Source organism: Stygiolobus caldivivus (assembly GCF_019704315.1).
GTDB classification, from domain to species: Archaea; Thermoproteota; Thermoprotei_A; order Sulfolobales; family Sulfolobaceae; genus Stygiolobus; species Stygiolobus caldivivus.
This window is the reverse complement of the sequence record NZ_AP024597.1, coordinates 1,833,942-1,848,399: the sequence shown is the minus strand read 5'-3', so window position 1 is coordinate 1,848,399 and position 14,458 is coordinate 1,833,942. Positions and strand designations below refer to the sequence as shown.

Genomic DNA, 14,458 nt, shown 5'->3' with positions numbered 1-14,458 from the left:
AGTTATTATTTACCACGGCACACTTTTTATTTTTAATCGAAAAGCCACATAGTTGGTAAACATATGTAAACCTATTACTATTAAACCAACCGATATTACCTGGATTACTTGTAGTTTCACGCCGAGTATTAATAATGCTAAGGTAGAGGCAAGAAAGAAATCGAGTTGATCCAGCAGAGGTGCTCTCTGTCCCCTTTCCATCCCAAGCCGTCTTTTAATAAATGCTCCTAGCATATCTCCTAACATTGCCGCAAGGCTTTCCCAAAAGGCTATGACTATCCATTCTTCTCCTAAAAATTTTGCTATTATAACTCCTACAGTGCTACCAAAAGTCAATGCAAGTAATAGCCCCTCAAACGTTTTTCCGTCACCCAGAAGTCTTCTATTATCACTTAATTTCTTTCCGAAGTCTATTGGAGTCCCCCTTCTGACAAAGGGAGCACTCCCGTTTGCTACAAGAGCTGGGATGTAATATACTATACCCAAAATCAGAGTTATTATAAGCAACCTAAAACACCGTTTTCGAGAATTTTAAATTTGCATACCCGTAAATTGCCAATTATTTCGCCTTTAGTTATTCTAAATACATCATCGGAAAATTTTCTCATAAATAATTCCCCTAATACTCTGTTGTTACTTGAGGTATCCCAAAGTAATAACGCTCTATTAAGCCCGCTCCTAACAAAGGCTTGGATTAACATGAGGGGTAGTTCAATCTCTTTTTTAGCTCTGTTTACCTTATAAATATAATTCATGGTATCTACTATTATTAGTTTTAAATTTAATTTTGATGCATTTAAAATAGCTGAAGTGAGTTCAATTTGATTATTAGCCTGGGTAAAATATACGTTAGGTCTACCTTTTAATTTCTCTACTCTTGCTCGGTAAGTAGAGTCTTTAGTAGATATATATACGCTATCTCCCAGCTCTAATGCAATATGTATACCTATAATAGTCTTACCACTTCCCGGTTCTCCATATATAGAGACTAGGCTCCCTTTCTCAAAAATATAATCACTAATCTTCAAATCTTTAAATTCCTCAAAAATGTTAAGATACATGTGGTAAAAAAAGTTGCAATTAGGATCTCAGACCCTAAGAAGTATCATGAGATGCTACGTAAATTAAGAGAAAGAGGGATAAAAGTATCGGAAGAAGGTGAAATAGTAATAACTGATAACGATATTAATGACTTACCTCTTGATGTCTTAATAGGTAAAATTATATGCAAAATTCGAGGTAAAGAATACTTTAATGAATTACTCATAGGTATAGATACTAATAAGGAGAGATTATCTATAGCAATAATAGGTGACGGAGAGCTAATAGAAAGCAGAACTTCCAACGTAATTGACATAAACGATGAATTATCTGATATTATATCGTCTTATCCCCATAAATCCCTTAAAATAGGAGTTGGTGGAGGAAATAAGATAGGTGAATTAGTATATAGAATCATTAAGATAAAATTTAGCCAAGCAAAAATAGTGAATGAGTCCAAAAGTAGTTCTCCTAATAATCCTTTTGTACAAATAAAGGATAGAGACATTAGAGCCGCCTATATTATAGCGCTTAGGTCAGCTCTATGAAACTTCAGCCTGAAATAGATGCTGTAATAGAAGGACCTTGCAGCTTATTCATAAAGGAAGGCAAAGTAATTATTTCAGGCATTCAATTGTCATCTGGCGATCAACTAGATATAACTGAATATAACTATTTTACTATTACTTCTATAAATAACACTGAAATAGAAACCGATTGTAGACTAGTTACTACTTATAGATCACTCGGGTGGCACAGAATAGTTGAAGAAATAGTAGGTGGAAAGATATTAGTTATCGGGGATGAAAATTCAGGTAAGACTTATCTCTCTAATTCCTTGGTCAACCTATTAGGAGGCTCCTTAATAGACTCTGACGTAGGCCAATCATCCTTATTTTTGCCCACATTCATATCCTATACAGAGGATAACTCAAAAAAGCTAACACTAGTATCACGTACAGTTAAAGGACTTGAATTTTTCGGTAATATTTCCCCTTCATTTAACCCAAGACTTCACATAGCTTTAATCCTGCTTGCATTGAAGAAACTAAGTCATAATAAAAATATTATAATAGACAGCGATGGATGGGTTAAAGGTTTTCAAGCATATAAGCATAAAATAGAGTTAATTTACAGTGTAGACCCAGATTATATTATCGTATTCAATGAAAGGCTAGCATCAGATTTCCCGAGAGATTTGCTGAGAAAGATGAAAATTGTACGCCCTTTTCCTCTCAGCACAGATAGAGATAGAGTGAAGAGAAGAAAATACAGATCTCAGAAATATAAGGAATATTTCGGTAAAGCCAAAGTGTCAACTTTAAGTGTAAACCAACTTTTAGGTGTTCCAATTTCTAAGAATTTAATAAGAGTATGGGATCAAACCTTACAACTAGTCGAGGAGAAACCGTGTAGTGGTCTTTATATAGATAGGTCTGACCTTTTAGGTCTTCTACTCGCATTGACATATAAAGGTGAAGTTGTGGGAGCTGCTATGGTTAAGGATATTAAGGAAGAAAATAACCAGATCGACATACTAACTCCTGTGGAAAATTATGATGGGGCTATAATGGGGGAGATCAGTTTAAACGAGGATTTCACCGAAAAAAGAGTGAGGATAAAAAGATGTTGCGAATAATATCATTCGAAGGAATCGACGGGTCAGGAAAGACTACAGTATCTAAATTAGTATATGAAAAAATCAGAAACGTAAGTAAAAGGATAATCTTAACTAAAGAACCTTACACAGAGGAAATATCAAGCTTGATAGAAAAAGCGGGGTGGAAAGATCCAGTTACACTAACTCTCTTGTTTGCTGCAGATAGGGCTTATCATTTACAGTACCTATCCACGCAAAACCCGGATCTGGTTATAATGGACAGATATATCTATTCATCTGTGGCATATCAGTCAGCTTTAGGTTTAGATGAAAATTGGATAGAATTAGTTAACTCTAAATTCCCCAAGCCTTTCCTAACTATACTTTTAGATTTATCTCCAGAAATAGCTATAAGAAGAATTCAGAAGAATGATAAATTTAATTTTCAGGAAAAGCTAGACAGTTTGAAACTTGTTAGGGAAAGATATTTAGAAATTGCAAAAAAAGAGAAAAATATTGTAATTATAAATGCAGAAGAACCTTTAGATAAAGTGGTTAACAAGGTATATTCTGTCATTTATTCTTATTTATCAGACCTTTAATTCTCGTCACTCTTTCAATAGCTTCTAAGTATCTTATTATTTGATTTATAGAGTCAACGTCCAATGGTTCTTTATTAAGTTTCTCGTTTAATATTTCTATTCCTTTATATAATGTACTTTCTAGTTTTTCTAGAGTCATAGTACCTGTGATTTTCTTCTCTTCTTCTTCGTTTTCTACTATATACACTTTTCCGTGAGTAGGGCAAATTACGTCTCCATTCTTTAGCTTAAATAACGGCATATGACATATGGGGCAAGCAAGATCTAACATTGTTGCACCTTGTCTTAATAGATTAGCAGCTTTCTTCACAGAGTCTGTATTTGACATGTAGACCACTAATAATAAGTGGGTAATAAACTAAAAAACCATGATTACTAATTATTGAGTCGGTGATGTTTTGATGGCTTCCCTTTACGACAACGAGTCTAAAATCAAGCAAGCAATTGCTATGCTCCAAAAAATTGTAAATGATACTAGTGTACCCCGAAATATTAGAAGAGCTGCTACGGACGCAATAAGAAATTTACAAGACCAATCATTAAGCCCAGCTGTTAGGGCAGCTAATGCTATTGGAATTCTAGAAGATATTAGTCAAGACCCTAATATGCCTACTCATACTCGTATATCTATTTGGAATATTGTATCTATGCTAGAGACTGTCAAAGACTAATTTTTTCAGATAAAGTTTTTTACCTTAATAGCCCATTTGTTGTAGTGCGGGGGTGCCCGAGCAAGGTCAAAGGGGTCGGGCTTAGGACCCCAATGGTAAGTACCCCGATGGCGTAGGCCTGCGTGGGTTCAAGTCCCACCCCCCGCATCTTAATTGTTAATCCCAAGAGTTTCCATTACAACTTCAACAATCTTATTTCTAAAAATATTTGAGGAAAAATCCCTAGATCTACTTACGAGTTCTCTTCTTAACTTATTATCGTCAGTTATATATTTCTTTATTTTATCTGCTGCCTCCTCTAAGTTGGAATACGTAAGTTCACCAGGGACTATTTCTGCAGCACCGCTCTCTGATGGAACTATGGGGATTACACCTGATGCCATTGCCTCTACTACTGGTATTCCAAAATGTTCTCCGACTGTAGGGTGGAAATAGACGGAAACCTTATGCATTAAACGTACTAGTTCCGGTTTAGGAAGGTCAGTTAGGAAATGTACGTCAAGGCCTTTTGACAATTCCCTCAACTTTTTTAAATAGGTCTTATCACTTAGGGAACCCACTATATAGGTTTTTAGTCTTGTGAGTCTTGCTATTTCTATTGTATTTTCAATCATCTTACCTTTTTCTATTCTAGCTATAGTGATTATTGCTTCTTCTCTTTTACCCTTTTCATCATTAGCCATAAATTCTTCAACATCTACCGGCGGGTAAATGACTTTTTTTACGCTGAGACCTAACGTTTCAATCTTTTTGGCTGAGTAATATGAATTAGAAATAATAATAGCGTCTTTATCTAAGTGTGTCTTTACGTATTTTTCAAATGGGTAAAGATATAAACGCCAAAACTTAGAAGAGGTATACTTACTTGGCGTGGTAAAAGCAGGGGCAGCAGAATAGGCTATATGGGGTGCTATATCAGAAAGTTTTAGTAGAGTACCGCTGAGGTTTAAAAACAATGATGGCTTAATACTTCTGGCTTTCCTTAAAGTTAAAATCCTCTGGTATTTATCAAATTTTGCCAACCTGAAAGGCACCACATACCTAACGTCAAAAGGCAAGTTCTCCCTAGGCTTAGAAAAAGTAATTAATTCGATCTTGCCTATTTTTGAGTCTTGTAGAGCCTTAATGGTTTCATAAAACACTTTACCTTCGCCAGAAAACTTAGTGCTGGAGTAACCGTGTGCTATTACTGCTATACTTTTTACCCCATTCACTTTAGTACAAACACGTGGTCGAGATAATTATACCTGTTGGTCCTAGCGATAAGAGCGATTGGCTTAATATAGTTTTGAGTAAAGTGATCCGATTGGCATCTGAAGGAAATTATAGCGTTATTGTCTATGATAATTCAGAAAGAGAAGACTTAGATAAACTGATTTCCCAATTTAAAGTCACTCACATAAAAGCTAGAAGGCTTGAAAAGGTAAACATGGCTAAATTAAGGAACGAGATGTTGAAGTTAGCAAAAGAAGAGTACGTAATAATGTTAGATAGTGATGTTATACCTTCCAATAACGCTTTCACGAGGATGGTTGAAAACTTAAAAGGCGGAGCGGCGTTTACATGGATGCATTACGCTTACGATGAAAAAGAACTAGAAGAAGAGTTTGATCCTTTAGAGGAAAATCCGAATCTTGGTTGCTCGGCGTTGAATGTCGACATAATTAGAGAATTAGGTTTTTTTGATGAAAGGTATGAAAGGGATGAAGATGTTTGGTTATACGCAAAACTCAAGAAAATGGGATATAAGGTTAAACCTACTAAGGGTAGGTGTTTACACCTTAACAAGGTTCATGCGCGCGAGACTTTGGCTTCCTCTATCAAGGAAGCGAGACGGAACCTCTGGAGGTCAAAATACGATATGATGTTGGTATTAGACGGGTTAACCCAATTTCAGATGCTAACTGGATACACTTACTACGGTAGCTATTATGTTACTGCTCTATTATCACTGCTTATATCCCCTTATTTCTCATTCCTTTACATACCTATAATCATGTTTGGACTAAGGTATTATAAATCACCGAAGAGATACTTGTTAAATCTTATCCCGGGTCTAAGTTTAGTGTTTGGACTTCCATACGGATTTACTTATGCTTTAATTAATAAGGGTTCAAAAAGAAGGTAAAATGGATATTAAGGAGGTTCAAGTTATATTTAGATAGGCAGGTGGATAAACATAGGTAATATAACAAAGGAGAAATTATTACAAAGAGGGATTACAATAATAGAAGAAGCTAATAAGAGAGATATACTACTCAGGTTAATTGGAGGGGCTGCCGTTGCCCTATTAGCACCCAGAGGAGCTGAAAAATTTCCTAGAAATTATAAAGATATAGACTTTTTCGGCCTTTCTAAACAGAGTAAGAAAATTTCCGAACTTTTAGAAAGTTTTGGGATGGAAGGTAACAAAAGATTTAACGCTCTACATGGTGACAGGAGGTTAATTTTCTATGACCCTGAGCTAAATTCCAACGTAGATGTATTTTTAGATGAATTTGAAATGTGCCATAAAATGTCTTTTAAGGACAGGCTCGGAATTATGAAGATAACTATTCCTCCCTCTGATTTACTTTTAACGAAATTGCAGATAGTTAAAATGACAGAAAACGATGTTAAGGACATTTTTGCCATACTTTACGACTTAGAACTAGGCGATAAAGACAGCGAAAAAACAATTGACGTAAAATATATAAGTAAGCTATTAGCTGATGACTGGGGATTCTATACTACTGTCTGTGATAATATAGAGAAGTTACTAAAGGAGTTTAATCCCCCCAAGTGTATAACAGATAAACTGTTAGTTTTAAAAAAGGCGATTGAAGATGAACCTAAATCAATGAAATGGAAGATGAGAGCTAAAATAGGTAGAAAAGTTAAGTGGTATGAAGAACCTGAAGAAGTTGGAACTTTCAAGCCCGGCTAAAACTCAGCTAAAAAATAACACATGAGATACATAAAAATAACTACTATCGTAAACTTTTAATTGTATATCAGTTAATTATGTAAGTGCGGGGGTGCCCGAGCAAGGTCAAAGGGGGCGGACTGAGACTCTTATAAGGAGCAGTATGCTCCGCTGGTGTAGGCCTGCGTGGGTTCAAGTCCCACCCCCCGCATGTATTTTTACGTAAAACCTACATTGCCTAAAGATAATAATAACGGTTCCTTCTTTAACCACTCTAATCCCTCTCTGCAGTACAATCCTCCCCCACTAATTCACGGGTAACACTTATTGGAAAAATCGTCGCAGCTGAGTACTATGCTAAACACTTTTTAAAACTTTTATCACCATAATTATACGTACACACTTATACTTAATCTTAGTTAAATCTTGGAGAGCCCAAACCCTAATCGTGAAGTATATAATAGGACACGTCTAATTAGTAAAAACAATATCATACGTAAGTTTTTAGGTAAATGTTAATCTTAAATAATCTTATACTTCGGCAAGTATTAAAGTACGATGGTTTTCTCGTTAATATACTTAATATTCTTAAGTTACCTTGTCCTATAGACTTTGACCGGGTATAAATATAATTAATAAAAACATATCGAAACTAAGAGTTTTACGTAAAATGTCACACATAATTTCTATGTTTTATATAATATGAGAGTGATCATAGTGCTTTATATTAAGTTATAAATAGTGTATGAAAGAATCCTGCTCTTGTAACGACGGTGTAGGAAAAGGACTTAACATGCCTTAAGTACTGTGAAGAGACTTTTAGCTCAATGACAGCACTATGTCCGCTCTCTAATATTATGAAAAGGTTATAAAATGTGAGCTAAGAGTAGGTCTTAATGTCTCAAGAACAGCAAGAATTAGAAGAGATCTCAACTCAAAATGCCGATTATAACTATGCTATATATCGGAATTTTATAGAGAAAAATAATCAAGCTAACAACGAGACGATAGGACAGTTTGAAGGGGAGTACACTAATGCCGTAGCAGGCGGGCGTGAAGGTGTCCCAGAGGAATACCTGAAAAACGCTAAGTGTCAAGTCCTCGGTAACAGGAGGGCTTATAGGGACAACATGTTCTGGCTTTACCCGGCAATAATAGTCCCAGAAAGGATGAGGTCGGATACGACGTCGCTAGTGGAGATTATAAGACAAGGGGTTTTGATAAAGTCTAATGAGGAAGGGTTAATGTGGTTTATCGGTGGGTGTGACCCAAGCCACTGGAGATCTGGAAAATACTATGTGTTCCAAGGTGGGGCACAATTTGGCTATTTTAAGTCGGATTTAACTGTTGGCGGGGGAACTAGGATAACTGCAGAGGCGTTAAATCAATACGCCGCGTCATTAAACGAGAACTCTATGCAAGTCTGTATAATACCCGTTTTAGCCAAATCTGGACTTTATGGCACTTGGAAAGACCCCGTGTACTATAGCCTTGGGGGTGATATTAACTATGAAAAATCTGTAGACCAGTTAGTACTCCCGTCGGCGACACCCCAACTACTAACATACCAACCTGCATTAAATTATTTAGCAATCTATAAGATCTCCGATTTTAAATATACTAAAGAAAGGCATACATATATAAGTAAATCCGTACTTAATTACCTGCTAGACTTAAGTAGTAAGTTCCCCTATCTCTACCCTGGGTACTATGGAGCTGGTGCGGCAATTCAAGGCTACCCTAACCAGTTATTCCTAGGGTATATGCGAGTCGTAGTGGCCAACTTCCCGAAAGGTTCACCATTCTACAAAAAATCCGAAGGATCCCTACTATATCCCGAATTTTACGACAGTTTTGTGTCAAGCAATTTCATGTTGAATAGTATGTCTGTTGGTGCCCCGGTTTATCTGAGTAAGGATAACCCTAGTGATTCTGACATGTGTACGGATTACGGTGTTTTAGGGCTAGTGAGCGGTATTATGAGTTTTGCGACAGGTGCCGATGGGCAAGTGTTTTATAATGATCGGAGTTTGCTTTTGCAGCCTCCTCCAAAGGACTTTGAGTGGGGTTTTTATATACTTTCTATTATGAAGGTTCCTAGTGTTTCTGATATCGATAACTTTATTGACGGTCTAAAGCAGAAGGATGCTGTTAGTATTGTCTTGGGTAGCGTGAGGAGTGCTAAGAGGGCTATTAGTAGCCTTATTACTTCTGGGGTTCTTGCTGGTATTGCTTTTTCAGCAGTGATGGCTGTTGAGGAGTGGGGTGATGAGCAGGAGATAGTTGGTAATGCTGGGAGTTATGTGGAGAAGTTGAATAAGGTGTATAATGAGGCTCTGAACTTCGCTAGTAGTTGTATAGAATCTCAGCCTAATTTGACGAGGAATGAGAAGATAATATATGTTCAGCAAGTACAAGATTATCTTAATGGGTTGATGTATAGTCTTAATGCTAGGGAGGGTGAGGAGGAGATACTCTCGTTCTTAGAGTATGAGTTGGGAAAGTATTTAAAGGATCAAGGAATAACATGTATGGAATATTAAGCTTTTTGACTAGAATAAATAATTGTTATTTTCTGGTCGTAGCACCTTCCACTAAGCTATTTATATTTTCTAAAATGCCACAAACTTTATATCATTCTATTATTTGCGATACTAGATAGTATTTATACGAAAAACTGCGAAAATTAAGTCGTAATATCTGTAAAACTTTTTCTTAAGGTATGTTATGTCAATATAGTAGTTTACGTAAAATTGTTACGTTTGGCATGTTTTTATTGATTTTAAGTATATAATTTAAGTATATAATATACCAAAATTTAAGACTTAGGCTCCTGCTCTTAGGTATTTAACATGAAATGAAATATAAATACAAATGTAAGTATTTAGTATAATACTCTACTGCTCGATTTTCAATAAATGCTACCAATGCTCCATACTGTTACTCCAGAGCGATATTCCTTCTATCGATAACTCATAGCTCAGTGATGATACCATGTTTTTTAACAATTGACTATTCTTTAGACAAATTAAAACCATTGATCTAATCCTTTCTGTCTTTCAGCCCCTTTAGCTTCTCTTTTAGCTTTCTTTAGCCTTTCTATTGCGTTCTTTACTCTTTCTTCATTAAAATCATGCTCTTTTACGAGAAGTTCTTCAATACCTTCCTCATCACAATCTTTTAACTCGAGGTTATTTTCTGGTCTTTTAACTAATGGATTAAGGAAAAGATTCCTTATTTCCTCTATGTTAAAGGTGATCTTTTGTTTTGATACTTCCCCTTTTTCCACAGCTGTTTCAATTTTCCCGTATTTTTTAATTATCCTATACGCTGTCTTAATTCCTATTCCCTTTATTCCTTCAGGGTCGTAGTCAGTACCTATGAGTATAGCGATATCTATTAATTGTTCTCTAGTTATCCCGAGTTTTCTAAGGAGTTCTGCTAGCTCTATTAATTCTGGCTTTATCTCCACGTATACATCTTTTCTAGGTAATTTTCTTTTCCCAGTTATGGTAAGATTTCTCACAAGACGCGTAGCACCAAAAAGGAGTGAGTCGTAATCTTGGCTACCTGTAGCCCAAGATAAGCCTAGAGAATTAATATAAGCGGCTTCAGCTTCTCCCTCACTTGGAGCTTGTATTATGGGTATCCCCATAAGGTCTAATAATTTTTTACTTTCTTCAGCCATTTCATTAGTTAGCTTAATAGACATTTGCGAATACTTTTTAAGTTCTTTTATTTCACCTGTACCTTCCTTTTTTAACTGATCTAATCTTCTCTCAGCTTCTTCTTTAACTTTTTTCCTCCTCTCAAGTTCTTCGCTTTTCTGTTCAGGCGGTTTACCATCAAAAACATAGATTGGTATAACTCCTTCTTCCAAGATACTAATAGTCCTATAAAAAAGTCCATTTAAATGGCTCGTAACTCGTCCTTGAGAATCCATTAAGGGTGTCCCATCTGGTTGCCTAATAGCAGCCAAGAACTGATATAGAGCATTATAAGCATCAATACTTATTTTTTTACCTTTAAGCTCACCTAGGCTAACTTCTCTCTTTATGTCTTCAACCAGCTCTGAAAGATCTACTCCTATTCTTTATCACCTATATATGTGATCATTCGTACATTCTCTTTTATTAGTGTTACCGTGATATACCCTCTCATTTCTAGTTTCATTAATGCTTTTAAAAAATCAGAATAAGGTACTTCATAATCGGTAGACTTTCTAACTTCTTCGTATAAGTCCTCGTCGGTCACGGGTCCTGTACGCTTTTTTAATCTTTCTAAAATAACATAATGTAAAGGTATTTCTCTCCACATTCTCTCACGTAAAGGTACTAGGCTTTACATTAGCTCTAGGTAGTTGCTGTCTTGCCTTATCGACCCAGTTCTGGTAGAATTGAACCATATCTGGTGTTACCGACGGTCTTACTTTCTTTAGAGCAAAATCGAAGTGCCTTCTCTCTGCCAGAGCTCCTTTTCCGCTCATGCACTCTCGTATTGTTCTTTCCCTACACTCTGAATCTCCTCTCTTACAGTTATCATCAGCTTTCTTCATGCAATCTGTCATTTGTTCTCTTATAGCCCTTAATGTAGCTTCTCTGACTAGTGCTGATAAGTCAGCTCCAGTATATCCTTCCGTCTTTTCAGCTATCTCTTCTAATGTTACATCTTCTGCCATTGGTACGTTTTTGGTGTGTACTTTTAGTATTTCTAGTCTTGCTCTTTTGTCTGGTGGTGGTACGTAGATTAGTCTGTCGAATCTCCCGGGCCTTAGTAGTGCTGGGTCTAATATATCAGGCCTATTAGTAGCAGCAATAACAACTACATTCTCCAATTTTTCAATACCGTCCATTTCTGCTAGTAGTTGGTTTACAATCCTTTCTGTTACCCCACTATCAACCGATAGTCCTCTCATTGGTGCTATTGCGTCTATTTCGTCGAAGAATATTACTGTGGGTGCTGCTTGTCTTGCTTTTCTGAATATTTCTCTTATTGCTTTTTCGCTTTCTCCTACCCATTTTGATAGTACTTCTGGTCCTCTTACTGCTATGAAGTTTGCTCCGCTTTCTGTTGCTACTGCTTTTGCTAGCATAGTCTTACCAGTACCGGGTGGACCAAACAACAAAATACCCTTAGGCGGTTCAATACCGACGGTCTCATAGGCTTCTCTGTATTTTAGCGGATACTCTACTACTTCTCTTAACTCTTCTTTAACGTCTTCTAATCCTCCTATGTCGTCCCAATGAACTTCTGGCACTTCTACGTAAATTTCCCTTAGTCCGCTGGGTACAATATCCTTAAATGCTTTGAGAAAGTCATCCATGTTTACTTCCATTTTTTCTAGGATTTCAGGAGGTATTTTATCTTGGCTAAGGTCGATCATTTGTAAGTACCTTCTTAGGGCGTTCATCGCGGCTTCTCTGACTAGTGCTGATAAGTCAGCTCCAGTATATCCATGGGTCATATCTGCCAGTTTCTGTAAATCAACATCTTTAGATAGAGGCATACTCCTAGTATGAATTTGTAATATTTCTAGTCTTCCTTGCTTATCTGGTAAGGGTATCTCTAGTTCTCTATCAAACCTCCCTGGTCTCCTGAGTGCTGGGTCAACTGCATTCGGCCTATTAGTAGCCGCTATTACTATTACGTTTCCTCTATTTTCAAGGCCGTCCATCAAGGTAAGCAGCTGTGCAACTACCCTTCTCTCCACTTCTCCTATAACTTCATCTCTCTTAGGGGCTATTGCGTCTATTTCGTCTATGAAGATTATTGCTGGTGCGTGCTTCTTAGCATCCTCAAAAATTTCCCTAAGTCTTTGCTCGCTCTCACCATAAAATTTACTCATTATTTCAGGTCCATTTATAGAAGTAAAATACGCCTCCGTTTCATTTGCAACAGCTTTAGCCAATAAAGTTTTTCCTACTCCAGGTGGTCCATAAAGTAGTATACCTTTAGGTGGTTCAATACCCAGTCTTTTGAATAATTCTGGGTGTCTTAAGGGTAATTCTACTAACTCTCTTATTTTCTGGATTATGTGTTTCATTCCGCCAATATCTTCGTATGTGACTCTAGGGTACTTAGCTTGTTCGAATGGTTTTTCTGATATCGTAATACTAGTCTCATCAGAGACGATAACTACACCTTGAGGTCTAACTTGTATAACACTAAAGGGTATCGCTTGCCCCAATACCGGGATTAGGACAGTATCACCCTCTACAAGGGGTGTGTCTTTCAGTTTTTTCTTAACATAAGAAATGAACCCTGGGTCAACAGTAATTGAGAAGTTTGAAGGGGCTAACCTAACGCTAGTAGCTATCTTAGGACTAACTTTTCTAACTATTACCTTATCACCTATAGCTACTCCTGCATTTTTTCTTGTTATTCCGTCCATCCTTATGATGTACTTATCTTCTTCATTTAACGTATCCTCTGGGGCCAAAGGCCAAGCAATAGCTGCCGTCTTTCTCTGTCCTTCGATCTCAACAACTTCCCCAGGGTTAACCCCTATCTGTGAAAGTAAGTCAATATCTATCCTTACTTTTCCTCTTCCTACATCTTTTTGCTTAGCTTCAACAACTCTCAATATAAGCTCCTTCTTCGAAGGAGAAAATTCAGCACTACTCAATGCGATCCCATTAAGTAATATAAAAATTGAGGTATAAGAGCTTAAGCATCAACTATTATTATATTCTTTTTATTGGTTAAAAATAACGAGGCCTTAAAAACCTAATCTTGTAACTCCTACTACTTCAGCGTGACTTACTCCTTGTATTCCGTTTACTATATCTTCAAGGGCTTCAGTTCCCCCTTCGGTATTCTCTGGCATCTGTATGTATGCTACAAGGGCTTTTAGCCCGTATGCTATTGGTTCAGTATCTTTTCTAACAAGCTTATAGCCTTGTGGTAATTTTTTATTAATCTCCTCAGTTAAAGTATCTAGATTTATTTCATCGCTCTCTGGATACACTTTTAGTATTACTAAGACATCCGTCACCTTTTTCACCTTATGGTCCTTCAAACCCGCATTTGGGGCATATATATGTAACTCCTTGTTTTCTACACTCGTAACATCTCCTTATTATTACCTCTCCGCAATTAGGGCAAATGAATTCTACTCCTTTTTCTCTAGGGTGTATTATCTTGCCGCAACTTGAACAGACTGGCGGTTCTATTTCCTCTTTTAAGCTTAACCTAAATGAAATACTCATTGCTTACAATACTTTTTTAATGGGCTTATAAATTCTCTCTTTGCTTATGCCTATAAAAATGGTTATAGTTGTAAGGACAGATTTAGAGATGGGAAAAGGGAAAATAGCTGCACAAGCAGCCCATGCAGCAGTATCTTTAGTTTTAGATATACTGTATAAGGGGAAAAATAACTGGCGAGAATGGTTAGAGGAATGGTTATCTGAGGGCCAACCTAAAATAGTAGTTAAAGTAAATAGCTTGGATGAAATGTTAAGGAGATCAAAACTTGCTCAAGATTATAATCTTCCATTTGTTATTATTCAGGATGCTGGTAAAACGCAATTAGAGCCCGGTACTCCAACATGTGTTGGAATAGGCCCCGCCCCATCAGAAATTATTGATAAGATAACTGGTGACCTAAAATTACTGTAACTCCACACCCTTTAGATAT

Annotated in this window: 17 protein-coding genes and 2 tRNA genes; 10 read left to right on the top strand and 9 right to left on the bottom strand. The window is 36.7% G+C overall.

All coding sequences use genetic code 11. The annotated features are described in order from the left end of the window. Window positions 1-9 precede the first annotated feature (9 nt). Both KN1_RS08765 and KN1_RS08760 read right to left on the bottom strand, forming a co-directional pair. Window positions 10-507 (bottom strand): CDP-2,3-bis-(O-geranylgeranyl)-sn-glycerol synthase, encoded by a 498-nt coding sequence (locus tag KN1_RS08765; protein ID WP_221287149.1) that lies wholly within the window; start codon window positions 505-507, stop codon window positions 10-12. Next, window positions 498-1,061, bottom strand: coding sequence for an ATP-binding protein (locus KN1_RS08760; RefSeq protein ID WP_221287144.1), 564 nt, complete (start codon window positions 1,059-1,061; stop codon window positions 498-500). The genes KN1_RS08765 and KN1_RS08760 overlap by 10 nt, the downstream gene beginning before the upstream one ends. Here KN1_RS08760 and KN1_RS08755 point away from each other — a divergent pair, their 5' ends adjacent. Genes KN1_RS08755 through tmk form a run of 3 tightly spaced genes read left to right on the top strand, consistent with a single transcriptional unit; the run spans window position 1,062 to window position 3,243 of the window. Beyond that, a complete protein-coding gene (locus tag KN1_RS08755; protein ID WP_221287142.1) occupies window positions 1,062-1,589 on the top strand; it encodes a hypothetical protein in 528 nt (175 codons plus the stop codon). After that, the gene (locus KN1_RS08750; RefSeq protein ID WP_221287140.1) at window positions 1,586-2,680 is read left to right on the top strand and encodes a Clp1/GlmU family protein; all 1,095 of its coding nucleotides are present in this window, start codon (window positions 1,586-1,588) and stop codon (window positions 2,678-2,680) included. Before KN1_RS08755 ends, KN1_RS08750 begins: the two co-directional genes overlap by 4 nt. After that, a complete protein-coding gene (gene tmk, locus KN1_RS08745) occupies window positions 2,671-3,243 on the top strand; it encodes a dTMP kinase (RefSeq protein WP_221290627.1) in 573 nt (190 codons plus the stop codon). Before KN1_RS08750 ends, tmk begins: the two co-directional genes overlap by 10 nt. Here the strand turns inward: tmk and KN1_RS08740 are convergent. Continuing rightward, window positions 3,215-3,571 carry an Sjogren's syndrome/scleroderma autoantigen 1 family protein gene (locus KN1_RS08740; RefSeq protein ID WP_221287139.1) on the bottom strand — a complete coding sequence of 119 codons (357 nt, stop codon included), beginning with the start codon at window positions 3,569-3,571 and terminating at the stop codon, window positions 3,215-3,217. The genes tmk and KN1_RS08740 overlap by 29 nt on opposite strands. A 73-nt stretch (window positions 3,572-3,644) precedes the next feature. Between KN1_RS08740 and KN1_RS08735 the strand changes: the two genes are divergently transcribed. After that, entirely contained in the window at window positions 3,645-3,914 is a 270-nt protein-coding gene (locus KN1_RS08735; protein ID WP_221287137.1) for a stationary phase-response protein, read from the top strand. 46 nt (window positions 3,915-3,960) lie between these two features. Then, a tRNA-Leu gene (locus tag KN1_RS08730) sits at window positions 3,961-4,061 on the top strand. Between the two features lie 2 nt (window positions 4,062-4,063). On the opposite strand, the gene KN1_RS08725 is transcribed toward KN1_RS08730, so the two are convergent. Further along, window positions 4,064-5,128, bottom strand: a complete 1,065-nt coding sequence (locus tag KN1_RS08725; protein WP_221287134.1) for a glycosyltransferase family 4 protein — start codon at window positions 5,126-5,128, stop codon at window positions 4,064-4,066. A 14-nt stretch (window positions 5,129-5,142) separates the two neighbouring features. Between KN1_RS08725 and KN1_RS08720 the strand changes: the two genes are divergently transcribed. From KN1_RS08720 to KN1_RS08705, 4 genes are all read left to right on the top strand, one after another. Beyond that, window positions 5,143-6,042, top strand: a complete 900-nt coding sequence (locus KN1_RS08720) for a glycosyltransferase family 2 protein (protein WP_221287132.1) — start codon at window positions 5,143-5,145, stop codon at window positions 6,040-6,042. A gap of 60 nt (window positions 6,043-6,102) precedes the next feature. Next, on the top strand, window positions 6,103-6,840 hold the full coding sequence (locus KN1_RS08715; protein ID WP_221290626.1) for a hypothetical protein: 738 nt from the start codon (window positions 6,103-6,105) through the stop codon (window positions 6,838-6,840). Window positions 6,841-6,925: 85 nt separating this feature from the next. Beyond that, window positions 6,926-7,030 (top strand) — tRNA-Leu (locus KN1_RS08710). A 685-nt stretch (window positions 7,031-7,715) separates the two neighbouring features. After that, window positions 7,716-9,362 carry a hypothetical protein gene (locus KN1_RS08705; RefSeq protein ID WP_221287130.1) on the top strand — a complete coding sequence of 549 codons (1,647 nt, stop codon included), beginning with the start codon at window positions 7,716-7,718 and terminating at the stop codon, window positions 9,360-9,362. A 485-nt stretch (window positions 9,363-9,847) separates the two neighbouring features. On the opposite strand, the gene fen is transcribed toward KN1_RS08705, so the two are convergent. From fen to KN1_RS08680, 5 genes are all read right to left on the bottom strand, one after another. Then, window positions 9,848-10,909: a flap endonuclease-1 gene (gene fen / locus KN1_RS08700; RefSeq protein WP_221290625.1), complete on the bottom strand. Its 1,062-nt coding sequence runs from the start codon at window positions 10,907-10,909 to the stop codon at window positions 9,848-9,850. Then, window positions 10,906-11,136 (bottom strand): hypothetical protein, encoded by a 231-nt coding sequence (locus KN1_RS08695; protein ID WP_221287129.1) that lies wholly within the window; start codon window positions 11,134-11,136, stop codon window positions 10,906-10,908. The genes fen and KN1_RS08695 overlap by 4 nt, the downstream gene beginning before the upstream one ends. A 4-nt stretch (window positions 11,137-11,140) precedes the next feature. Then, the gene (locus KN1_RS08690; RefSeq protein ID WP_420857145.1) at window positions 11,141-13,444 is read right to left on the bottom strand and encodes a CDC48 family AAA ATPase; all 2,304 of its coding nucleotides are present in this window, start codon (window positions 13,442-13,444) and stop codon (window positions 11,141-11,143) included. A 93-nt stretch (window positions 13,445-13,537) separates the two neighbouring features. Continuing rightward, the gene (locus KN1_RS08685) at window positions 13,538-13,813 is read right to left on the bottom strand and encodes an elongation factor 1-beta (protein WP_221287126.1); all 276 of its coding nucleotides are present in this window, start codon (window positions 13,811-13,813) and stop codon (window positions 13,538-13,540) included. A 10-nt stretch (window positions 13,814-13,823) separates the two neighbouring features. Continuing rightward, window positions 13,824-14,021 (bottom strand): zinc finger domain-containing protein, encoded by a 198-nt coding sequence (locus KN1_RS08680; RefSeq protein ID WP_221290623.1) that lies wholly within the window; start codon window positions 14,019-14,021, stop codon window positions 13,824-13,826. A gap of 52 nt (window positions 14,022-14,073) precedes the next feature. On the opposite strand from KN1_RS08680, the gene pth2 reads away from it, so the two are divergent. Further along, window positions 14,074-14,439 carry a peptidyl-tRNA hydrolase Pth2 gene (gene pth2, locus KN1_RS08675; RefSeq protein WP_221287124.1) on the top strand — a complete coding sequence of 122 codons (366 nt, stop codon included), beginning with the start codon at window positions 14,074-14,076 and terminating at the stop codon, window positions 14,437-14,439. Window positions 14,440-14,458 lie beyond the last annotated feature (19 nt).